The sequence below is a fragment of the Vallitalea maricola genome, assembly GCF_036985595.1.
In the GTDB taxonomy this organism is placed as follows: domain Bacteria; phylum Bacillota; class Clostridia; order Lachnospirales; family Vallitaleaceae; genus Vallitalea; species Vallitalea maricola.
Genome location: NZ_BTPU01000102.1, coordinates 21,771 through 45,064, shown reverse-complemented (window position 1 = coordinate 45,064; position 23,294 = coordinate 21,771). Strand labels below are relative to the sequence as shown.

General features: G+C 30.3%; 25 protein-coding genes and 1 pseudogene. 17 read left to right on the top strand and 9 right to left on the bottom strand.

Annotated features, from left to right (window positions below):
* Nucleotides 1-233 precede the first annotated feature (233 nt).
* The 5 genes from panD to coaBC form a co-directional block, all read right to left on the bottom strand.
* The gene (gene panD / locus AACQ14_RS22765; RefSeq protein WP_339365842.1) at nt 234-584 is read right to left on the bottom strand and encodes an aspartate 1-decarboxylase; all 351 of its coding nucleotides are present in this window, start codon (nt 582-584) and stop codon (nt 234-236) included.
* Nucleotide 585: 1 nt separating this feature from the next.
* The gene (panC, locus tag AACQ14_RS22760; RefSeq protein ID WP_339365841.1) at nt 586-1,434 is read right to left on the bottom strand and encodes a pantoate--beta-alanine ligase; all 849 of its coding nucleotides are present in this window, start codon (nt 1,432-1,434) and stop codon (nt 586-588) included.
* Complete coding sequence (panB, locus tag AACQ14_RS22755; protein WP_339365846.1) at nt 1,431-2,219, bottom strand: 3-methyl-2-oxobutanoate hydroxymethyltransferase; 789 nt, start codon at nt 2,217-2,219, stop codon at nt 1,431-1,433. Before panB ends, panC begins: the two co-directional genes overlap by 4 nt.
* A 13-nt stretch (nt 2,220-2,232) precedes the next feature.
* A complete protein-coding gene (locus AACQ14_RS22750) occupies nt 2,233-3,135 on the bottom strand; it encodes a Rossmann-like and DUF2520 domain-containing protein (RefSeq protein WP_339365840.1) in 903 nt (300 codons plus the stop codon).
* A gap of 145 nt (nt 3,136-3,280) precedes the next feature.
* Nucleotides 3,281-4,477, bottom strand: coding sequence for a bifunctional phosphopantothenoylcysteine decarboxylase/phosphopantothenate--cysteine ligase CoaBC (gene coaBC / locus AACQ14_RS22745; protein ID WP_339365839.1), 1,197 nt, complete (start codon nt 4,475-4,477; stop codon nt 3,281-3,283).
* A gap of 213 nt (nt 4,478-4,690) precedes the next feature.
* Here coaBC and AACQ14_RS22740 point away from each other — a divergent pair, with 213 nt between their 5' ends.
* From AACQ14_RS22740 to AACQ14_RS22705, 8 genes and pseudogenes are all read left to right on the top strand, one after another.
* On the top strand, nt 4,691-6,025 hold the full coding sequence (locus tag AACQ14_RS22740; protein ID WP_339365838.1) for a diguanylate cyclase domain-containing protein: 1,335 nt from the start codon (nt 4,691-4,693) through the stop codon (nt 6,023-6,025).
* A gap of 256 nt (nt 6,026-6,281) precedes the next feature.
* The gene (locus tag AACQ14_RS22735) at nt 6,282-7,181 is read left to right on the top strand and encodes a trans-4-hydroxy-L-proline dehydratase activase (RefSeq protein ID WP_339365837.1); all 900 of its coding nucleotides are present in this window, start codon (nt 6,282-6,284) and stop codon (nt 7,179-7,181) included.
* Between the two features lie 5 nt (nt 7,182-7,186).
* On the top strand, nt 7,187-9,550 hold the full coding sequence (hypD, locus tag AACQ14_RS22730) for a trans-4-hydroxy-L-proline dehydratase (RefSeq protein ID WP_423248006.1): 2,364 nt from the start codon (nt 7,187-7,189) through the stop codon (nt 9,548-9,550).
* A 52-nt stretch (nt 9,551-9,602) separates the two neighbouring features.
* Entirely contained in the window at nt 9,603-10,418 is an 816-nt protein-coding gene (locus tag AACQ14_RS22725) for a MerR family transcriptional regulator (RefSeq protein WP_339365836.1), read from the top strand.
* 58 nt (nt 10,419-10,476) lie between these two features.
* Complete coding sequence (locus AACQ14_RS22720; protein WP_339365835.1) at nt 10,477-11,796, top strand: MATE family efflux transporter; 1,320 nt, start codon at nt 10,477-10,479, stop codon at nt 11,794-11,796.
* Nucleotides 11,797-12,060: 264 nt separating this feature from the next.
* Nucleotides 12,061-12,216, top strand: a pseudogene (locus AACQ14_RS22715) (response regulator); the annotation flags it as partial.
* Nucleotides 12,217-12,519: 303 nt separating this feature from the next.
* Nucleotides 12,520-13,842 (top strand): hypothetical protein, encoded by a 1,323-nt coding sequence (locus AACQ14_RS22710; RefSeq protein WP_339365834.1) that lies wholly within the window; start codon nt 12,520-12,522, stop codon nt 13,840-13,842.
* Nucleotides 13,843-13,933: 91 nt separating this feature from the next.
* Entirely contained in the window at nt 13,934-14,320 is a 387-nt protein-coding gene (locus AACQ14_RS22705; protein WP_339365833.1) for a hypothetical protein, read from the top strand.
* 93 nt (nt 14,321-14,413) lie between these two features.
* Here the strand turns inward: AACQ14_RS22705 and AACQ14_RS22700 are convergent, their stop codons facing one another.
* On the bottom strand, nt 14,414-14,572 hold the full coding sequence (locus AACQ14_RS22700) for a hypothetical protein (protein ID WP_339365832.1): 159 nt from the start codon (nt 14,570-14,572) through the stop codon (nt 14,414-14,416).
* Nucleotides 14,573-14,640: 68 nt separating this feature from the next.
* Nucleotides 14,641-14,862, bottom strand: coding sequence for a helix-turn-helix transcriptional regulator (locus AACQ14_RS22695; protein ID WP_339365831.1), 222 nt, complete (start codon nt 14,860-14,862; stop codon nt 14,641-14,643).
* Between the two features lie 179 nt (nt 14,863-15,041).
* Here AACQ14_RS22695 and AACQ14_RS22690 point away from each other — a divergent pair, with 179 nt between their 5' ends.
* The 4 genes from AACQ14_RS22690 (at nt 15,042) to AACQ14_RS22675 (ending at nt 18,110) form a co-directional block, all read left to right on the top strand.
* Nucleotides 15,042-15,452, top strand: coding sequence for a helix-turn-helix domain-containing protein (locus AACQ14_RS22690; RefSeq protein WP_339365830.1), 411 nt, complete (start codon nt 15,042-15,044; stop codon nt 15,450-15,452).
* 25 nt (nt 15,453-15,477) lie between these two features.
* The gene (locus AACQ14_RS22685) at nt 15,478-16,221 is read left to right on the top strand and encodes a hypothetical protein (protein WP_339365829.1); all 744 of its coding nucleotides are present in this window, start codon (nt 15,478-15,480) and stop codon (nt 16,219-16,221) included.
* 260 nt (nt 16,222-16,481) lie between these two features.
* Nucleotides 16,482-16,928: a MarR family winged helix-turn-helix transcriptional regulator gene (locus tag AACQ14_RS22680; protein WP_339365828.1), complete on the top strand. Its 447-nt coding sequence runs from the start codon at nt 16,482-16,484 to the stop codon at nt 16,926-16,928.
* Nucleotides 16,929-17,117: 189 nt separating this feature from the next.
* Nucleotides 17,118-18,110 (top strand): MBL fold metallo-hydrolase, encoded by a 993-nt coding sequence (locus tag AACQ14_RS22675; protein WP_339365827.1) that lies wholly within the window; start codon nt 17,118-17,120, stop codon nt 18,108-18,110.
* An 83-nt stretch (nt 18,111-18,193) separates the two neighbouring features.
* On the opposite strand, the gene AACQ14_RS22670 is transcribed toward AACQ14_RS22675, so the two are convergent.
* Nucleotides 18,194-18,706, bottom strand: coding sequence for a hypothetical protein (locus tag AACQ14_RS22670; RefSeq protein ID WP_339365826.1), 513 nt, complete (start codon nt 18,704-18,706; stop codon nt 18,194-18,196).
* A gap of 268 nt (nt 18,707-18,974) precedes the next feature.
* Here AACQ14_RS22670 and AACQ14_RS22665 point away from each other — a divergent pair, with 268 nt between their 5' ends.
* The 5 genes from AACQ14_RS22665 (at nt 18,975) to AACQ14_RS22645 (ending at nt 22,344) form a co-directional block, all read left to right on the top strand.
* Nucleotides 18,975-19,688, top strand: coding sequence for an AzlC family ABC transporter permease (locus AACQ14_RS22665; protein ID WP_339365825.1), 714 nt, complete (start codon nt 18,975-18,977; stop codon nt 19,686-19,688).
* Nucleotides 19,681-19,986: an AzlD domain-containing protein gene (locus AACQ14_RS22660; protein WP_339365824.1), complete on the top strand. Its 306-nt coding sequence runs from the start codon at nt 19,681-19,683 to the stop codon at nt 19,984-19,986. The genes AACQ14_RS22665 and AACQ14_RS22660 overlap by 8 nt, the downstream gene beginning before the upstream one ends.
* A gap of 95 nt (nt 19,987-20,081) precedes the next feature.
* Nucleotides 20,082-20,918 (top strand): TrmB family transcriptional regulator, encoded by an 837-nt coding sequence (locus AACQ14_RS22655; protein ID WP_339365823.1) that lies wholly within the window; start codon nt 20,082-20,084, stop codon nt 20,916-20,918.
* Between the two features lie 221 nt (nt 20,919-21,139).
* Complete coding sequence (locus AACQ14_RS22650) at nt 21,140-21,487, top strand: cytochrome b5 domain-containing protein (RefSeq protein ID WP_339365822.1); 348 nt, start codon at nt 21,140-21,142, stop codon at nt 21,485-21,487.
* On the top strand, nt 21,445-22,344 hold the full coding sequence (locus AACQ14_RS22645) for a hydrogenase small subunit (protein ID WP_339365844.1): 900 nt from the start codon (nt 21,445-21,447) through the stop codon (nt 22,342-22,344). The genes AACQ14_RS22650 and AACQ14_RS22645 overlap by 43 nt, the downstream gene beginning before the upstream one ends.
* A gap of 98 nt (nt 22,345-22,442) precedes the next feature.
* Here AACQ14_RS22645 and AACQ14_RS22640 read toward each other — a convergent pair whose 3' ends face one another.
* Nucleotides 22,443-23,234, bottom strand: coding sequence for a polysaccharide deacetylase family protein (locus AACQ14_RS22640; RefSeq protein ID WP_339365821.1), 792 nt, complete (start codon nt 23,232-23,234; stop codon nt 22,443-22,445).
* Between the last annotated feature and the right edge of the window lie 60 nt (nt 23,235-23,294).

Below are 23,294 nucleotides of genomic sequence, written 5' to 3'. Positions count from 1 at the left end.
GTCTATTTATTATATAGTAAGATTTTTAACATTCATCTCTACTTCATATGTCTTTCTATCACTTTGTTGTTGTATACTATTTTCTTGTTCACTATTAGTCATATTCATTATAACCTCTTATTATTGTACTTGCTTCATTATATTTGAAGTTATGAAACATGTTACTCTTATAATATATAATACATATTTAATAAGGTTAGTTATAATTAAAGTGAGATAGAGTGTTACTATGTTTAGTTGATGATCTGATTTTTGTTGTCCAGAACAACAACTTTTGGTTTATAGTTTTTAGCTTCTTCTTTATCCATCAATGCGTAGGCGATAATGATTATTATATCACCTGGTTGCACAAGTCTGGAAGCGGCTCCGTTAAGACATATGGTACCGCTGTTACGTTCTCCTTTTATTACGTATGTCTCTAATCGAGCACCGTTATTATTATTAACAATCTGCACTTTCTGTCCAGGCAATATATCTGCTAATTCCATAAGGTGTTCATCAATGGTGATGCTTCCTACATAGTTAAGGTTAGCATCAGTTACAGTTGCTCTGTGTAATTTACCTGTCATCATTTCAATTAACATATTAGATTACCTCCATTCTTAGATTATCAATCAATCTTGTTTGACCGATTTTCACAGCAAGGGCAATGAGAATATTACCCTGAATATAATCTATATCTTCAAGTGTATCTTCATTAACTATGCTTATATAATCTATAGTTGCTGAAGGTTTTTCTTCAATCGTTTTTCTAATGATATCTTTTATGATGGTGGCTGATTGTTCACCGTTTTTGATACACTCTTTTGATTTTTGGAGAGATTTATATAAAATAGTAGCTTGATTGCGTTCTTCATGATCTAGGTATGTGTTACGAGAACTTAATGCTAGACCATCATTTTCCCTTATAATAGGGCAGATGATTATATCAATAGGCATGTTCAGGTCTTTAACCATTTTCTTAATAACTATAGCCTGTTGAGCATCTTTTTGTCCAAAATAAGCTCGATTTGGCTGAACTATATTAAATAATTTAGTTACAATAGTTGTTACACCTCTAAAATGAGTAGGTCTTGATTTACCACATAGATTATCTGTAAGATTGTTAACAGTGACATAAGTAGCGTGATTATCTAGGTACATTACCGTATTGGTTGGTATAAAAATAACATCTACTCCTGCTTCCTTGGCTAGCTTTTTATCATTTTCAATATCTTTAGGGTATTTATCCAAATCCTCAGTAGGACCGAATTGAGTGGGATTCACATAGATACTTAGTACTGTTATATCATTATCTTTAACTGATTTTTGTACTAAAGAGATATGTCCCCTATGTAAATATCCCATAGTAGGTACTAGCCCTATAGTTTTACCTTCTTTACGATAGATTTCCAGATGTTCTCTTAGTTCTTTTATATCATTGAATATTTTCATGATTTTTTCCCTCCACCATATATTGAATCAATTACATCCTGCTTTATATGAAAAACATGTTCTTTACTAGGAAAAGCCTTTTGTTTTACGTCTCTTATATAATTGCTGGCAGCTTTTATGATTTCATCTTGTAGATTAGCATATTGCTTTACGAATTTTGGTACCATATTGGAGTATAGGTTCAATATATCATTGGTAACTAATACCTGACCATCACAGTCAGAACCTGCACCGATACCTATAGTAGGAATTTCTACCTTTTCTGTAATAAGTTTTGCTAATTCCGTTGGTATACATTCAAGTACAATTGCAAATGCTCCTGCTTCTTCTAGAGCCATTGCATCTTCGAGTAATTTTTTAGCTTTTTCTTCGGATTTTCCTTGAATATAATAACCGCCTAATTGATTAATTGATTGAGGGGTCAGTCCTATATGTCCCATAACAGGGATTCCTGCATTTATAATTGCTTTTGTTTGTTTTATTACCTCTGTTCCGCCTTCAAGTTTTACAGCATTAGCTTTGCCTTCTTGAACAAGACGTCCTGCATTTCTCACAGCTTCGTATTTTCCTGTGTGGTAAGTCAGGAAGGGAAGGTCAGCAACAATTAATGAGTGTTTACTGCCTCTAGAAACTGCTTTTACATGATGAAGCATATCTTCTATAGTTACTTCTGTAGTATTTTCATAACCTAAGATAACCATTCCTAATGAATCGCCAACCAATATTATGTCAATACCTGCTTCATCTAGTATGGCTGCTGTAGGGTAATCATATGCTGTCAACATTGTTATTATTTCATTATTCTTTTTCTTGTTCCTTATTGTTTGTGTAGTTACAGTTTTCACCTTGTAATACCTCCTTTAAAGTATTTAGAGTGTATTCGTTTAATTTGTTTTGCTTTTCTACTAGACTTAGAGTTCTATCACCTAGTAAACGATAAAATTGTTCTAGGCTTCTATCTTCTCTAGATAAAGCTCGTATATGTGTCTCGATAGTATGGACATCACCTCGAGCTAAAGGTCCAGTAAGGGCATTCACAGTCCCTTTTTCAAAAATGTTATTGATTGTTCCTTTTACTAAGGATTCTATTAGTTCTAATGATGATTGCTGCTTTAATCCAATTCGGTTAAGAGTTTCTATTCCTGTATCAATTACAGTAACAAGATAGTTAGATACTATACAAGCTGCTGCGTGGTATAGGGATTTTTGCTCTGAACTTATGCTGTTTATTTCTAAATTAATATTTTGAAGGATTTTTCTGAAATCATCAATCAGATTTCCTTTACCTTCTAATGTAAGTGGTGTTTGCGGTAACATGGTTAATGCATAATTTATATCAGCAAATGATAACATAGGATGTAGTGATAGGGTAGTTGAACCAAGCTTGGAAAGAGGTTCAAGTATAGTGGAGGGATGAGTACCACTTGTATGACAAACTACTTTATCATCCCATTTTGCATTTATTGATATTAACTGATGAACAACATCTTCTATTGCGTCATCAGTAGTAGTTATCATGATATATTTTGAGGAATCAACTAATTGGGTAATATTTTCATAAGCCTTGCTATTAGTTAAAGCAGCACTTTTCTTGGCTGATGCAAGTGACTTACTATTATAACCGCTGATAGGCAGATGCATATTATTAAAATACATACCTAATGTTGTTCCAACTCTTCCAGCTCCTATAAATCCAAACATTGCAACCTCCTATTTTTTTATAAGTTACATTAAAAAAACCTTCTTAGACAGCGTCCAAGAAGGTAGAATATCATAATTAATATACCTTGTTTTTTCTTGATACTGTCTTTGTTCTATGAATCAAAGCAGATATTATCTATTTTTTTTAGAGATTAGCTATAATATAATCCAGTATACTATGGGCTAATTGTTTTTTAGGCATAACTGGATAGGCTTTCTTATTACCTTTTTTGTCAATTAATGTTACACAATTGGTATCAGTGCCAAAACCGGCATCTGCCCTAGTGACATCATTAACTATTATCATATCAATATTTTTTTTCTTCAGTTTACTAATTCCATTTTCCATAACATCATTGGTTTCAGCTGCGAATCCCACTATTAATTGTTCTGGGGTTTTGTGCATGCCGATCCATTTTAGTATGTCTGGATTGCGGGTTAGTGTAAGATTGAAATGTTCGTCTGATTTCTTAATTTTTTTATCAATGTAAACCTTTGGACGATAGTCTGCTACAGCAGCAGATTTAATAATTATATTCTGGTCTTTCAGATTGTCTTTTACAGCAGTAAACATTTCCTCAGCTGATTCAATCTGAATATATTTTTTTAGGTTATCAGGTTTTTCCAAGGTAACAGGTCCAGATATTAAAGTGACTTCTGCTCCTTTTACGGCTGCTGCTTCAGCAATAGCATAACCCATTTTGCCAGAAGAATGATTGGTCATATAACGAACCGGGTCAAGAGCTTCTCTTGTTGGTCCAGCTGTTATCAATATTTTTTGTCCAGCTAAAGGTTTATCTTCTAATAGATTCATGGTAATTGATTCAATAATAGTGTCTACATCGGCTAGTTTTCCTATGCCTAAGTCACCACATGCTAATCTTCCTGAATCTGGCTTGATGAATTTATAGCCATAACTCTTTAATCTTTTGATATTATCTTGTACTATAGGATTTTCATACATATTGGTATTCATAGCAGGTGCAATAATTTTAGGTGCTTTAGTTGCCATGATGGTTGTTGATAACATATCATCTGCTATTCCATTTGCTATTTTACCTATTATGTTAGCTGTAGCAGGAGCAACTAAGAACAAATCAGCTGCCTTGGCTAAAGCAATATGTTCAATATCCCATTTAACTATTTTTGCAAACATATCTACAATCACAGGTTGCAATGATAGTGATTCGAATGTCAAGGGTGCAACAAATTCTGTTGCTGATTTAGTCATAATTACATGTACATCTGCATTTAATTTCTTTAGTTTACTAACAAGGTCACATACCTTGTATACTGCAATTCCACCACTTACACCAATAACGATAGTTTTTCCTTTTAGCATTTGGAATCTCCTTTCGGTGTAGTATCTTCAATATACCACTAGAAAAAGTAAAAATCAATATAAAATTTTTATATGGAGTAACCGTAACATAGAATTAGTAACCGTTTTATGGTATAATACGACATAAAGATCATGATGTTTATTCTTAATAGAGCAAAATTATTATGATTCTCTTTAACTTGTTTGTAGACTGATAATACGGAGGGACAATATTTGAATCTTAAAACCAAGAGACAACAATTATTCTACTCTATAAGTATAGGTGTCACCATAAGCGTAGTAATTATGATATTGCTTTTTTTAGCTATTGATACTATAGAAAATAAAGATAATCAAAGGCAGAGGTTAGAAGTTTTAGAAAGATTTCTTAGATATCAATCAAGAGCTGAGGCTATTATTAATGAGAGTATTAATTTATTGGAAGGGTATATGACATATATAAAAATCAATCCAGATATTTCTGAAGAAGATTCAAATAAATATCTAGAGGCTCTATTATCCCAAAAAGAAACACTTATAAGAAATATAGGGATTATAGAGGATACTACAGTTATATGGAATTATCCGAGAGAAAGTAATGAAAAAGTTATAGGCATGGATTTGACTGCAATACCTAGTCAGAGAGATGATATACTTAAGGTGAAAGAAACATTAAAATGCTTATTTATTGGACCTGTAGATTTAGTACAAGGAGGAGTTGGGTTCATAGCTCGTTTACCAATAGCCATTGAAGGTGAATATTGGGGGCAGATAAGTATTGTTTTAGATGGATACAAATATCTTGAATATATGGATTCAGTTGCAGAAGAATCGAAACTTAATGTAGCCATATATAATATGGAGGATTTTCCCATGAAGTCATTTCATGGTGACAGTGAATTAATTGACAGAGATGGTCTAGTGCTTAATATTGAAATTCTTAATAATAAATGGAAAGTGGTTACTGAGCCAATACATGGATGGGAAAAAAACAAAACAATAGTTTGGACTTTTAGAGGGTTAAGTATATCAATTAGCCTAATAATCGGTATCTTTATCCATATGATTTTCAATACTAGATACCGGTTGAAATATCAAGCCATGAATGACCAATTAACGGGATTGAACAATAGATATTTTTTAGAGTACTATTATCAAACTATATTAAAGAAAGCAGAAGCAAATAATGAATTTATTGGTCTATTCTTAATAGATATTAATCATTTCAAAGCCATAAATGATAATTATGGTCACAAAATTGGCGATTTAGTCTTGATTGAATTCGCAAAGAGAATCCAAGCTATTGGAATTAATAATAAAAGAGGATTTAGAATAGGTGGGGATGAATTCCTTATCTTAGTTTCTAATATAGATAAATTACAAGATTTAGAATATGCTTTTAGAATAATAAGGGCAGAAACATTATTTAGATTCAAACATCAAGACATCGATATTGAGGTTGTACCCAGCATTGGTCTTGCAACTTATCCAATAGATGGAGAAACACTAGAAAAAATCATGAATGTTGCAGATTCCAGAATGTATGAAGAAAAAAGATTATCAAAATAATCTATAGAAATTAATAAGGATATCTATAATTGAATTATTTATGTAACAAGACAAAGGGCATCTTACATAGAATTTATCTATGGTAAGACAGCCCTTTTGTTAAATTAAAATAAGGGGATCAGCTAAAAATAATTATGCTTTACTCTTTTTAGATATTAATATAATTATCCATAGATTTTTATTGTAAACATGATATAATGGCATATATATAGATAAGGATAGTATAATCTGATTCTTATTATGAGGAAGTGATGTAATGACAGGTACTATAATGAATATTCAAAAATACTCTGTTCATGATGGTCCAGGAATTAGAACAACAGTATTTCTAAAAGGATGTCCATTAAGATGCTGGTGGTGCCATAATCCGGAGAGTCAAAAGTATAAACATGAAATAATTTATTTTGAGGATAGATGTTCTGCTTGCGGAATCTGTGAGGAAACATGTTCCAAGAAAGCTATTATAATACAAGATTCACAGGTTATTATTAATAATGATAAATGTGATTTATGTGGTAAGTGCACAGATTTTTGTCCTAATAATGCCCTAGAATATGTGGGTAGGGATATAACTGTCACAGACCTCATGAAAGAAATTGAAAAGGATTATGTTTTTTATGAAGAATCTGGTGGGGGTGTTACGTTCTCAGGAGGCGAACCAATGGTTCAATCAGATTTTCTTGATAAAATGTTACGAGCTTGCAAGGAGAAGGATATACATACAGCCGTAGACACAAGCGGCTACGGTAAATGGGAGGATTTCAGTAAAATATTAGAAAAAGTTGATTTGTTTCTATATGATCTCAAATTAATTGATAATCAAAGACATAAGAAGTACGTTGGTACATATAATGAAGAGATACTTGATAATTTACGAAGATTATCTGATGCAGGTGCAGATATATTTGTCAGGATGCCAATTATTAAAGGCATCAATGATGACGATGAACATATTAACGATTCCATTCATTTCTTATCAAGTCTTCGTATTTTACAAGTTAATCTGCTCACTTATCATAAAATGGGCATGGATAAATATAAAAGTCTTGGATTACAATATAGACTAACAGGAATGGAAAGACCTTCAGACACTAGAATGAATGAGATAGCAATGAAATTTGACAAAGCTGGTATAAAGATTAAGATAGGAGGATAGATATTTTGATAACAGAACGAGTAAAAAAACTTAGAGAGCAAAGCGTAAATGCAATACCTTATATCTCAATGGAAAGAGCAGAAATAGTTGATGCAGTTTATAAAGAGTATGAAGGAAGTGTATCAACACCAGCTCTGAGAGGTATGGTATTGAAAGAATTGATGACTCATAAAAAACTTTGTATCAATGACGGGGAACTTATTGTTGGAGAAAGAGGGGAAAAACCTGCTGAAACACCAACATATCCAGAATTGTGTTGTCATACTGTGGATGATTTTCAAGTTATGAATGACCGTGAAAAAATAACATTTAAAACATCTCAAGAATCTAGAGAGATACAGCAGAAAACCATTATTCCTTACTGGGAAAAAAGGTCTATGCGCCATCATATCATCAACAACATGACACAAGAGTGGAAAGAATGCTACGAAGCAGGAATCTTCACAGAGTTCATGGAACAAAGAGGACCAGGACATACAGTTGCTGATGGTAAAATCTATAAAAAAGGTTTTATGGATTTTAAGAAAGAGATAGAAGAGTCAATAAGTAAACTGGATTTTTATAATGATGATGAGTCTCTAGATAAGAAAAATCAACTTATGGGTATGAGCCTTGGTTGTGATGCTATCATGATTTTGGGTAAGCGCTACAGTGAATTAGCCAAAGATTTAGCTGATAAAGAAGATAACCCTGTGAGAAAAGAAGAACTGTTACATATTGCTCATACATGTAATCATGTTCCAGCATATGCACCAAGAACCTTTGAAGAGGCTCTGCAAATGTATTGGTTTGTACATTTGTGTGTTATATCCGAGCTCAATCCTTGGGATGCTTTTAACCCAGGTAGACTGGATCAACATCTATACCCATTTTATAAGAAAGAGATTGAAGAAGGCACTTTGAGCCGTGAAAAAGCTGAAGAACTATTACAATGTTTTTGGGTAAAATTCAATAATCAACCAGCTCCACCAAAAGTTGGTATTACATTAAAAGAAAGTGGAACATATACAGACTTTGCTAACATCAACTGTGGAGGATTAAGAGAAGATGGTTCAGATGGTGTCAACCCAGTAAGTTACATATTACTTGATGTCATAGATGAAATGAAACTATTACAACCAAGTTCCAATGTTCAAATAAGTAAGAAAACACCACAAAGATTCCTGAAAAGAGCTCTAAAAATAGTTAGAAAGGGTTGGGGGCAACCTTCACTATTTAATACAGACGTAGTTATACAAGAAATGCTGCGAGCTGGAAAGACTGTAGAAGATGCAAGAAATGGTGGCACTAGTGGTTGCGTAGAAACAGGAGCATTTGGAAAAGAAGCATATATTCTTACTGGATACATGAATCTGCCTAAAATATTAGAAATTACATTGAATAATGGTATAGACCCAATGACTGGCAAAAAATTAGGTATTGAAACAGGAGCTCCAACAGATTTTGAAAGCTATAAAGAGTTATTTAGCGCTTATAAAAAACAACTGAAACATTTTGTAGATATTAAAGTAAAAGGAAATAGAGTAATAGAAAGGTTGTATGCTACAGAAATGCCTGTACCATTTTTATCAGTTATCATAGATGATTGTATTAAAAATGGAAAGGATTATAATTCAGGTGGTGCAAGATATAATACCACATATATTCAAGGAGTAGGTATTGGTAATATCACAGATATGTTATCTTCTATTAAGTACAATGTATATGATTATAAGAAATTGACTATGGATAAGCTTTTAGCAGCTACAAAAGCTAATTTTGCAGGATATGAAGATATATTGAACTTAGTGAAGAATAAAACACCCAAATATGGTAATGATGATGATTATGCTGATAATATCATGAGTGAGGTTTTCCATGCTTATTATGATGAAGTTACAGGTAGACCTAACGGTAAAGGTGGCGTTCATAGAATAAATATGCTTCCAACTACATGCCATGTTTATTTCGGTGAAGTAATGGGAGCTACACCTGATGGCCGATTAGCCAATAAACCTCTTGCAGATGGTATTTCACCATCAAAGGGAGCGGACGTTAATGGACCTACTGCGGTTATTAAGTCAGCTTCTAAAATGGATCATGTCATAACAGGAGGAACGTTATTAAATCAGAAATTCACACCATCGCTTCTTAAAGGAGAAGAAGGGTTAGATAACATAGCACATCTGGTAAGAGCTTATTTTAGATTAGATGGTCATCATATTCAATTTAATGTTATAAGTAAGGAAACACTTTTAAAAGCTCAGAAGAATCCAGATGCTTATAAGAATCTTATTGTAAGGGTTGCAGGTTACAGTGATTATTTCTGTAATCTTAGTAAAGCATTGCAAGATGAGATTATAGAGAGAACAGAACAATCTTTTAATTAATGTGTATAATAAAATTTACTTATATCTAGTTGAGTATATACTGGAGGAATATATGGACAAATACTTTTCTATAGGAGAAACAGCCAAGATAAATAATGTATCTATTCAAGCTTTAAGGTTGTACGATAAAATGGGACTTTTAAAGCCTGCATATGTCGACCCTGAGAGTAAATATAGATACTACACAATAGATCAATTCATATATATTGATTTGATTAAGTATTCAAAACATATAGGAGCACCTCTAAAGGAGCTTAGCGATGTTTTGCAGAAAAAGGATATTGTTACATTGTTGTCATTTATTCAAAAACAACAAGATATAGTAGATAAAGAGATTGGCAGATTAAAAAATATAAATATAGCTATGGGGAATATTGAAAGCAAAATAAAATATGTTATGGACCTTAAAGAAACCAATAAAATATATTATCGAGATATAGATAAAAGAGTTATTGTAAAAACGAAACTTAAAAAAGAAGACAAAGAAAGTGATATTGAAATAAAGATTAGAAAATTAGATAAGATATTGGAAGAGAATGATATAATATTCGAAGGAGAAACGGGATATTTTGTTGATTTGGATTTAATTTTAGAAAAAGGAGAAATGGTCTACCAAAATATCTATACAACATTATATGATGACAATATTAATAGTAAAAATATAGATGTTAAAGAGATACCTGGAGGAAGATATATATGTATAGCTTATTATAATCATGAAAGAGAAGAAGCTATAGATAAATTACGGTCATATATAAAGGATAATAGTATCAATTACAAAGGTATCTGTATGCAAGCAGAGTTATTCAATACCCTTAGGCAATGGGAAAATGATAATCTATTGTACGAATTACAAATTTTATTATAAAAAACTATTGACTCTATACATGGTATAGACTTTATAATCTTCCACAGGAGGAATGAAAATGAAGTCACTATGGAAAGAGTTTAGAAAATATGCAATACCATCAGTAGTAGGTATGATGGTTTCGGCCCTGTATGTTGTTGTTGATGGAATATTTGTTGGTAGAGGAGTAGGCGCTAGTGCTTTAGCTTCTATAAATGTTGCGTTACCAGTTACAACATTGATGATTGCAATCAGTATGATGGTAACTATGGGTGGAGCGGCTGTTATGTCAATAAAATTTGGTGAAAATAAGCATAAAGAAGGTAATAATATATTCTTGCAGAGCTTATTTCTTATAGTAGCTATAACAGGTGTAGTATCAATAATCAGTGTTATTTTTCCAGAACAAATAGCTAGATTATTAGGTGCTAGTGATGAGTTGGTGAAAGGAACTGCTGATTATCTTCGTTATTATATGATGTTTGGTCTTGGTTTTGCAGGAAGTCTGGCATTAAGTGCTTTTATTAGAAATGATGGTAATCCTAATCTAGCTATGATTGCACTTATAGCAGGTGCTATTACAAATATAATATTAGATTATTTATTTATATTTAAATTTGGTCTAGGGATAGCTGGTGCGGCAGTAGCTTCTGGATTAGGACAATTATCCAGTGTATTCCTACTTATGACACACTTTATAAGGAAAAAAGGCAAGCTTAGATTATATGCACCTCAGCTAAAGAAAGATGAGCTTAAGCGAATTCTTAAGGTAGGAACACCAGAATTCCTTAATCAAATATCACCAGCAGTTTGTATATTTGCATTTAATCAAGTCATAATCAGAAGGCTTGGAGAAATTGGAGTTGCAGGTTTTAGTATCATTGGTTATATAAGTGTTGTTCTACTAGCACTATTCATGGGTATCTCACAAGGGATTCAACCATTGATAAGTTATAATTATGGTAAGGGAAACATAGAAAAAGTTAATAAGGTATTCAAGATGGGTGTTAAGACTAATTTAATTTCATCTATTGTAATTTATTCAATTATGTTATTGATTGGACAGAAAGTGATTGGTGTTTTCAATAGTAATGCAGAACTTATAAAACTGACTTATAATGCTTTAATAATTTATAGTTTTTCCTTTATTATTGCTTCAATTAATATAGTCAATATCACTTACTATCAATCTACAGAGAATTCTAAGACTGCTAATATTATATCAGCTAGTAGAGGAATGGTATTTACAATTATTTTCTTGTTAGCTCTTCCTTCAATGATTGGGAATATTGGAATTTGGATTTCTATTATTCTAGGTGAAATATGTACTTTGCTCTTAATACAGCTATTTGTGAAAAAAGCAGATGTTCATTCTAATAAAAAAGGAATTACAGTATAGTATAAATATTTTAAAGCTGATACGTATGCGTTACTAAAGTGTACATATCAGCTTTTTCTGATTGTCTATCAGCGTAAAAATTTACTATTATCTGCTTTATCTTCGTAGCCTAAAATTATATTTTTATGAACAAATAGACCTAAAATAAGAAATTCTTAAGAATTTTATTAAATAAGTATTTTTGATAAGATATCTTTATTAGTTCAAAGAAAAGGTGTGATATAATATGATGAAGAAAAATATAGCATGTAGAGGTGATACGTCGTGAATATATTAGTATGTGATGATGATAAGGAGATAGTAGAAGCAATAGATATATATTTACAGAATGAAGGTTATGAGGTTTTTAAAGCCTATAATGGAATAGAAGTATTAAACATAGTTAAGGAAGTAGAAATTCATTTAATAATAATCGATATTAGTGTGTACGTTAAAAAAGACATTTTCTTATAATTTTCCTCTTTAATATTTATAATCCCTTTGAATTTGTTGATATTGTATGTAAAAACGTGAAAATAATTGTAATATATTTAAAATTAATTAAAAAATTACTGGATATTATTTAATTGACAAAAAATAATGCAAAATATATAATGTTTAAGGAGATTCTATTTGTTGGAAAAATAAATGATGAGGAGGAGAGTTAGCGGATTATATTTTAATCCGTTTTCGGTATTAGAAACAAATAGGTTCTGAAATTAGCAAAAGAGAAAGGTGATTAGTATGTTTAGAAAAAACAAATTTACAATTTCTTTAATTTTAACTTTAATTATATGCTTAGTAGTAGGAACAGGTTCTTTTGCAAAATCTGTAATTGAAAATAAACTAGTTATGAATGACAATATAACTAATAAATCTACTGTTATGGAATTATCAAAGACAGATGTAAAATTAGATGTAAAAGATGGAATCAATAATCTAATAAATAATAAAGCAGTTAATGAACCTGCTTCAGTACAACCTTCATCTATACAATGGCAGCATCTAATAAACTATCAAGGATATGACTACAATAATAGTAAACTTTACGAAAATACTTCAGATGGTGGATTCATAATGGGGGCAACTACTGGAAATAGCCTTATATGGCTGACTAAAATTGATTCAACAGGTAATATTGAATGGTCATATGTCTATGGTGAAGGCAATAGCTGGGCTGTAAAAGGTTTAAGCCAAACTGCTGATAATGGATATATTGTAACTGGAGAAATAAATGAGGATGTTTTCCTTGCAAAATTTAGTTCTATTGGAAATTTTGAATGGATTAAACTTTTTGGTGGGGATAAATCTGATAATGGTAATGACGTTATCCAAACAACCGGTGGTGGATATTTTATAATTGGAACATCCAAATCATATGGTGACGGACATTATGAACCATTATTGATTAAAACAGATTCAACTGGAAATTTACAATGGGGTACTACTTTAACAACAACTACTAGAGATGAGTTTGGTCAACAAACTATGCTAGAACCATCAACTGGCAATATAATCGTTAGGACACATAGTACAGAATTAAGTAATGACCAAACCAAATTATTGAAGATAAGTAATACTGGTAATTTGATTCAGAGCAAAATCCATAATGATATTATGGAAGGTATCGTAGAACATATGGAACTTACTAATGATGGAGGTTTCATAATGTGTGGTAGAGATTCCGAATATGAAAATGGTGAATATGTTTGCAAGATGTCAATAGCTAAACTAGATTCTTCTTTCAATTCTAGTTGGAAGAAAAATATTTATGTCAATGGATATGACAGTTATCAAGACGCTAGTTATGTTAGCCAGACTAATGATGGCGGTTATGCTATAACTGGAACAGCTAGTTATTATGATTCTGCTGCAAGTAAATCTTTTTATGATATAGCATTAATTAAAGTAAATTCCTCTGGAAATACTGAATGGATTCAAACATATAATATATCTGATGTTGATTATCCATCCTATGTATATCAAACAAGCGATTCAGGATATGTTCTTGGAGGTAAGATAGCTCCTAGTGGTGGTAGTGATATATTTATCTTTAAGTTAAATTAATTAATTGTAGTATAATATTATTAAACTAAAGAATCAGATGTGTTATAATGGTATATGCAATAGATAAAAATATTATGTAAATGGTGATAAGATGAAAAAGAAGAATGTACCGTACTTTTTTGCATGTTTGATATTAGTAATTTTAGTATTATACTTATTCAAATTACAGAATTCACCACTAGAAAAAATTCATAATTCTACTAGCGTTTGTATAGGATATGGTTATAGTAGTCATATGGCTGAGATTGATAATAAAGAAGATATCTCAGAATTAGAAGAGTTGTTCAATACAGCAGAATTTACTGAATCTGATACAGCTATACAATTACCATATCTAAACATAATTTTCTATAATAAGAATGGAAAGACTAAATTGAATATTGATGAAAATGGTATTATAGAGTTAGATGATAATACATACATAAAATCAGAAGACATAAATTTTAAAGATTTATATTCAATATTTGAGAATAATTAAATCATAGCATGAAGCTAATTATTAAAACACACCTCGTTTATTTGTATTGAGGTGTGTTTTAGTATATATGTAAGTATAATTGGAGTGGCATAATTATTGTTTATGATTTACTTCAAAAAAATCTTCCATTTCCATACTTTTCTTTAGCTTTCTCCATATCTTTTTTTTAGTATGGTACGAAATACATTCCAGTATTAAGTATTTACCCATAGAACCTACTAAGAAACCAATCACGAAATCTAAAAATAACATCTAAAGCCCCCTGATATTTATATAAATATAATGTACTTCAAGCATGATGATTATGTAAATGAAAAGTTTTATTTATGTACATGTCCCGTTTTTATTGAAGAAATGTTATCAAAGAATAAATCTTCAATGGAAGTATTATAATAGTTAGCAATATCCATAGCTACATCTAAGCTGGGATTTCGAACACCAAGTTCAATCATTCCATAATAGCTGGTGGTTATCCCTATGGAATCGGCAACACTTTTTTGTGATTTGTCGCCTCTTTTTTTTATTAAATTAATTCGTATCATGATTACACCTCGTTATTAAATCTAACCTAATAATATGATGAAATAAAATAATATTAATAATTCTATATATATTTTATACAACAATATGATGTTTGTCAATAATATAAACAACATTATGACTTGATTTATTTACACTTCCAACTTTAAGTTGTAAAATTCATATGAAAGGTGTGATTAGTTTGTTTGTTAAAAGGCTTAGACAGTTGAGGGAAGATAGAGGATTAAAACAAAAAGACATAGCTAAGTTATTAAATATAACTACTAGTGCATATGGATATTATGAGCAGGGTAAACGTAATTTAGATATGAATACACTTAAAACATTATCAGATTATTACAATGTATCAACAGATTACATGTTAGGTAGAACAGATATTCCATTACCAATTGAAACATTTTTACAAGATAAGCAGGTAGATGAAAAGTTAAATGACATAATAGAAGAAATATCTAATAGTAAAGATTTAAAATATAATAATAGGCAATTAAACACTCAGACAAGAAATTTCTTGATAAAGATGCTTACAAATACATGTGATATTGCAGGGGAGATAAACAGTATTGTAAGTGATAATTCTAAGAACAAATAGTCTTTGTATAATAGGGGGAGAAATTATGGCTTCAGAAGGAACTAATAAGTGGACTAATAAAAAGAAAATAATTATCTTAGTACTAATAAGTATTATTCTAATATTTTATTTCAAGATTTTCTTTACTCGTGGAGTATATTTTGAAGAGGCTTTTTTGAAAAAAGAAGTTGTAGGTTCTGAATATCATTATAAAGGAAATAATGGATATGGTGATATGCTTGTAACTGTAAAAGGAGAAGCTGAAGAAGGTAACGATGTTAATGTGACTTTTAATTTACCTAATAATATCTATAAAGAATTCACAGTTACATTTAATAAAACAACTAACTACAAATCAGACATAGAAATAGAAGAAAATAGTAAAATTATCTTTAACGGAGAATATAACAAAGATAGTTCTTTTTTACGAGATAATAATGGTGAGATTATAATTGATAATAGTTTGATTAGAGTAACGTATAATAATGAATCACCATTTAATGCTGATTATAAAGTACCGTTAATCAATGTAGTAGAGTTTTCGTTACGTGACAATGAACAAAAACGTGGTGCAGGTCATTTAGTATTTCTAGCATTTTTCCTATTTGGTATTACTATATTTGACTATAAATATCCATTATTCTTTTTTAACTTGAAGCATATATTATCAGTAAGAGATCCAGAACCATCTGATTTTTATATCTTTATGCAAAAGATATCATGGTACGTAATGCCTATAACAGGAGTTGTTTTAATGATATTGGCACTTTTTCCTAATGTATTTAAATAATATGCTTACGTACAAGACATTATCAAAGAATCATTATCACTCTAGATTTTCTAAAAGTACAAAAAACAGATGTATCTCAAAGATAGCTTATTGTTGAGATACATCTGTTTTTATTATTTTGATAATATAAGATTGTTAGAAGATGAGATTCACCGTATATTGCCTTTATACAACTATGAACTTAAATATAGTTATTGAGATATAATAAAAAGTTCTTGATAATATTATATACTTGGTATACTATATGAATAGGTGATTACATGAAAAACTATAAGAATATTATTAAACTATATTTTTCATCCATGAAATCTTTTGATAAAATTGAAAAAACGCCTAAAGATTTTGGAACTGGTGATTTATTATATGGTTCAGAAATCCATACTATTGTAGCAATAGGTGAAAATCCTGGGTCTAATATGACCGAGATTGCAAAGATTATGGATATAACAAAAGGAGGAGTGCAGAAATTTACAAAGAAGCTTCTAGCAAAAGATTTGATATACAAGACACATTTACCTAATAATAAGAAAGAAGTCATCTTTGGTTTAACTAAGAAAGGAAATATAGCATTTAAAATGCATGAAGACTTTGAACAAAGGCGTTTTGGGAAAATCTATGATGTAATGTATGATATGGAAGAAAAAGAACTTCAAGTATTAGAGGATTTCTTAACTAAATTGAACGAAATATTATGTGCCGGCGAGTAAGCCGGCAAAAAAACAAACAATAATATACTAGGTATACTATGAAGATGCATTAAATAGTTATAAAAACCATTTAAAGAATAAAGGTGTAAATTGCAAAGAAATTACCTTCATCAATTATCATATCAAAGAGATCTATCATGTAACATCTGGTAAATATGAAGGAAAGAAAATTGAAATGGAGGTATAAACATGAACTATAAAATAAATCCATTGTTATGGCCTGCACTTATTTTAAGTACACCTGTTATGATTCCTATATTACTTATGAAGAACAAAAAGTTTATACAAAACCAAGAATTAGCTGCTAAGTATAATGAAAAACGAATTAAAGAAGCGTCCAGAATACAGCTACAAGAAGTAGAGTACGCAGAACTTAAGGTAATCGTTGAATATTATGCAAAACAAGGATATAAAAGTGAACCAGGTGTTTCTTATCTTTTTACTACCAATAATGGGAATTTACTATATGATATTGGATTTGGGGCAAGTACGGATGTTTTTGAAAATAATCTAAAAGCTTTCGATATATATCCTAATAATATTGATGCATTAGCAATTTCTCATTTTCATCCAGACCATTGTGGAGGAATGAAAGCATCAAAAGGGCGTGACATTAAATTACCAGACACAATGAGAAATAAGATGAAAGAAAAAACTTGCTATGTTCCTGAGAAAGGAAATGTAATGTCAATGAAATCTAGTTATGTTGAAAAACCTCAAGAATTAAGTGGAGGAATTGTATCTACAGGACCTTTAGCAAGGAGTTTATTTTTCTTTGGTTTAACACAAGAGCAAGCCTTAATCATTAATATAAAAGAAAAGGGATTAGTTGTTTTTACAGGATGTGGACACCCGACGATAGAAATAATTATAGACATGGTAAGAAAAATATCAGATATTCCTATATATGCAATAGGGGGTGGGTTGCACTTTCCCGTCAAGAAGGGAAGAGGAAATTATATTGGAGTTCAGGCTCAAAGGATAATTGGAACAGGTAAAAAACCATGGGAAAATATTAATAAAAAAGATATCCAAAGAACTATAAAAACAATTAATGAATGTGGAGCCAAGAAAGTCTTTTTATCACCACATGATACTTGTGATTATGCATTAGAGGTATTTAAAGAAGGTTTAAAAACTGAAACCTATGTGCTAAAGGCAGGAGAAAGTTATTCTTTTTAAACAAATAAATCAATCACACAAGGAGAAAGAGACAAGCAACTATTGCCATTCCATCAGGGGCTATTCTAAAAGCCCCTATAAATTTAATCATCAATATCTGATATACATTCAGAAATATTATTTTCTTTCATAATAGCAACTACTTTTTCTGTTTCATCTTCAGTAAAGTAGAATGTTGCTATTTCTTCATTTTTATTAGGATTATAGGGTTTTATATATAAGATAATACCTTCAACGATCTCATTATCTAAGGAATGTATCAATTCATAGGAAAGAATTCTATCCCATCTGCAAATCTTGTGGTATGATTCTATGCCTGACTCATAAAATTTTTGATTCCTAGCGAATTTTCCAAGATAGAAAATAAACGGTATGATAAATAGTATTGCATAAAAACTCAATCGTAAAACTGTATTAATAATGATGTAAGCGATAATTAATAATAAATATATTATATTAGAATTAAAACTCCACTTGAAATTTATTATTACTTTTCCTAGATTGCGCATTAATTTTATTTCTCGGTAAACCATGATTAAGAATATCGTATATATAACTATGATAAAGATTATGCCTAAATAGAAAGGAACATCCATTGACCATCACTCCTTTATCTTAAATTCAAGATATAGATTCACTTACAAATGAAATTTGGTTATTGATTATTTAATAATATAGTATCTTAATTACTATAAAATATCAAGAAATATTATTTTCCATAACTATAGAGTCATTAAATCTTAATTTTTTATGTGAATAGTAATTATTCTTGACAAAATTTTTGGTAGCTACTATAATAATTACTAATTAATTATGTAGTGGTTATTTTGGTAGTTACTAATATTATAAGAGTAGGTGATATAGATGAAAAAAGAAAATAGAATAAGATATAGTTATAGTGATGGATTTATTGATGGTTTACCCATAGTAATAGGCTTTGTTCCTATAGCTATGACATTTGGTATATTAGCAAAAACCAGCAATATTTCATTATTAGAGGGAATATTATTTTCTGTACTAGTATTTGCAGGAGCAAGTCAGTTCATCGCCCTTAACCTATTAATGGTGGGTGCTGGAATAGGAGAAATCATAGTAACTACTTTGTTAGTAAATATGAGACATATGCTTATGAGTGCTTCTCTAGCTTCAAGATTGACAAAAGATATGAAGAAATGGAGTCCACTAATTGCATTTGGTATAACAGATGAAACATTCTCAGTAAGTTCTTTTAAACATGAAACATTAACTAAAGAGTATATGCTATCATTAGAATTTATAGCATATCTTTCATGGGTAGGAGGGACTGCTTTAGGATATATAGTAGGAGGTATTTTGCCTGATATAGTCAAGGCAAGTATGGGTGTCGCATTATATGCTATGTTTGCAGCGATATTAATTCCTGAGATTAAGAAATCCAACAAAGCATTAATTCTCGCATGTTTATCAGGTGTAACAAATACAGTTTGTAAATATATCCTTATAATTCCTCAAGGATGGAGCATTATTATATCCATTACCCTTGTGTCACTACTAGGTGTATATTTATTCAGAGAACAGGAAGTGAAAGAATATGAATAATATAATGATTTTAATTTTAGGAATGATGATAGTAACGTACATACCTAGATTATTACCTTTTATAATAATGTCAGATAATGAAATGCAACCTAAACTAAAGAAATTTTTAGAGTATATACCGTATACAGCACTTGGGGCATTAATAATTCCAGGAGTATTTTCAGCTACTCCAGAATTACCACAGGCTTCATTGGTGGGTATAGGTTTCTGTTTTATCTATGCTTGGTATAAAGGCGGTATAATAATACCTGTTATAGGCTCCATTCTAGTAACATTCATAACGTTTTTACTTAGTTAACAGCTTTGTTTTTCTGATGAAATATGAGATAATGTACATACATTTTTATATTAGATGTAAAATATACATATTTAAGATAAATAGAGGTGGATTACATGGATAAAAAAATATCAATTATAGAGGATATGAAGAAGTTGGGATTAAGCGAATATGAGGTGAAAGCTTATCTCAATTTGTTAGAGGAATACCCAGTAAATGGATATGTTCTTAGTAAGAATTCTGGTATTCCAAGGTCAAGAATATATGAAGTATTGGACAGCTTGAAAAATAAGCAGATTGTATTTGAACAAGTAGAGGATAACACTACACAATATTATCCACTAGAGCCTAAGTTATTAATAGGTAAATTGAAAAACAACTTTGATGATATATTGAATAACGTAGACAAATACACAAAAAAAGTATACTATGAACAGCAAAAGGATAATAAATTGTTAGTTATCAAAGGAAGGGACAAGATTATTGATTTTGTCAGTACTTTAATTTCACAAGCCAATAAGCGAATAGCTGTTTCCATATGGGAAGAAGAAATAAATGATATGAGAGCTATGTTAGATGCTGCTATCAAAAGAGGCGTTAATGTAAAAGGAATATACTTTGGTAAAAACAATTCTTATAAAGACATCGTTTCACATAGAAGGATTGAAAGATATCTTTCTGAGAAAAGTGAAAGATATATGATAGTTATCATTGATAGAATTCAAGTTGTATCTGGAATAATATCAAGAGGAGAAGATAGCCAAGTCACTTGGACAAAAGATACTGGATTTGTTGATATGAGTGAAGATTATATAGCTCATGACCTAATGGTTAATCTATATTCTAAAAAACTTAATGAGGATCAAAGAGAAGAATTTGAAGCATATTTGGATAAAGTTAGAAAAGATTATTATGGATTTAGTGATGAGGAATTTAATAGCTTTAAAATATGATGTTTATTAAGAGAATATCAAGTCTTTTATATATATCCTTAACATAATTAAAGTAAAAATACTAACTTATTATTCTATTGAATATATATATATAAACTTAAATATATAAGAGGTAGTTCGTTATTAATATTAAAGTGTTGCATGATGAAATCTATAAACTGAGTATAAAAATAAATGATAACAGGATTTCATTTTTTAGGACTCCATTTATAGAAAATAAAATGTATTACGTAAGCAAGATTGAAGAAGAGCTGTTTGTATTAGATAAGTTACTTGAACAATGCTATATATTTCTAGAAAATATGGCAATTAATGAGACAAGTGAAAAAAGACTTAATAGAACATTTACCATAGAAGAATTAAAAAAATATAATGGAGAAAAAGATAGACCTGCTTATATTGCAGTAGATGGTGTAGTCTATGATGTAACTTATAATCCAAGGTGGGGTGGTGGAACTCATTTTGGTGTAGTAGCAGGAGAAGATATAACAGATGAGTTTAATAAATGTCATGGTGGTGAGAATGTATTAACTCAATTAGAAGTCGTGGGGAAAATAATAGAAGGATAAACAATTGTCCAATAATAGATACTAAAAACAGAATGGCAAGAACTATGATGGATATGGTGTCAGAACAAAAATCACAGTTGAATAAAATTAATCTGATATGGTTGGAAACTACAGGATGTTCAGGTAATATCATCTCCTTACTTGATGCGTATAATCCCGATGCCGTATATTTTTTGAAAGAAATGGTTAATTTGATGTACAGTAATAGTTTAATGGCTGCTGAAGGAGAAGCTGCATATGAACAATTTCTGAAAACCATAGATACAGAATTTGTTTTGGTGGTAGAAGGAGCAATTTCAACAAAAGATAATGGTCTGTATAATGTGATTGCAAGATATAAGGGACAGTATATAACTGGAATGGATGCAGTAAAAAAAGCTGGTGAAAAAGCAAAATACATACTAGCTGTAGGAACCTGTGCTTCATACGGTGGGATATCAGCTGCCAGTCCTAATCTGGCATTATGTAAATCTGTAAAAGATTTTGTTGATAAAGAAGTTATTCACCTCCCTGGCTGTCCAGGGAATCCAGATTGGATTACTGGTACTATAGCACATTTAATGTTGTTTGGGAAACCTGAACTAGATGAACAAGGAAGACCTATTATATTCTATGGTGTTACTATTCATGATAGGTGCCCAAGACGTTCTTACTTTGATAATAAAATATTTGCTAAGAAATTAGGGGATGAAGAGTGTATGTTTCGTCTAGGTTGTAGAGGACCAGTCACAAAGACAGATTGTCCTATAAGACGATGGAACAATACTGATAATTGGCCAATAGGTGCTAATACACCTTGTATAGGTTGTGCCCAAGAGGGATTTCCAAATAAAATGGAGCCATTCATTAGGTATTAATTTTAATATAACCTATTGTAAATGAGAAAAAGTGCTAAAATTAAGTTTTATAAATATATTTAAACTTGATTTTAGCACTTTTGGTTTTTCATTATTATCTAAAATAATGAATAGAAATTTTCATTATTTGAAATACTATATCTTCTAATATAATATCGATCAGTAACTTTGGTCACCTTACCTTTAGCAGTAAGGAATGCAAGTTTGTAATCTTTTTCTTTTAATAATTGCTGTGAAGTATTCGTATATGCTCCATATGGATAAGCTAGAGCTTTGGTATCTATATCAATATATTTAGATAATATAGCTTCACTTATGGTAATATCATTTTTAATATCCTCATATGACTTGAATTTCATATATGGTAAATTAGTTTCATTATCTATTCTATGTAAATTATATGTGTGGTCTCCATATGTAAATACATCACTACAAGCTTTTAATTCTGAAACACAACAATATTGTAACTTCTTAGGATTGAATTTCTCGTAACAGTCTTGAATTTGGGATGATATTAGAAATATTGTAGCATTAAAATTATACTCCTTTAAAATAGGATAAGCATATTCAACATTACTCTTATATCCATCATCAAAAGTAATTAATACACTGTCACTGGGAATAGGTTTATCCTCATAAATATAATCTTTAAAATCTTTTAGCGTCAAGATAGTATTTCCATTTTCATATAAATAATTCATTTGTTCATGGAAATCCTCTAAAGATAGAACTGCGCTATTATTCTCCCAACAACCAACAATATCCTTTTTCGGTAAGATGTGATGATACATCAATACAGTTACATTATTTATATTATTATTTGCTCCTAATGAATATGAACCAAAACTTAATAATGATAGAACTAGAATTACTGCCAATAATCTTTTCATTTGTAAAACTCCTATTTCTAACTATATAGTGCGTAATGACTATAAGATCTCCTATAATCT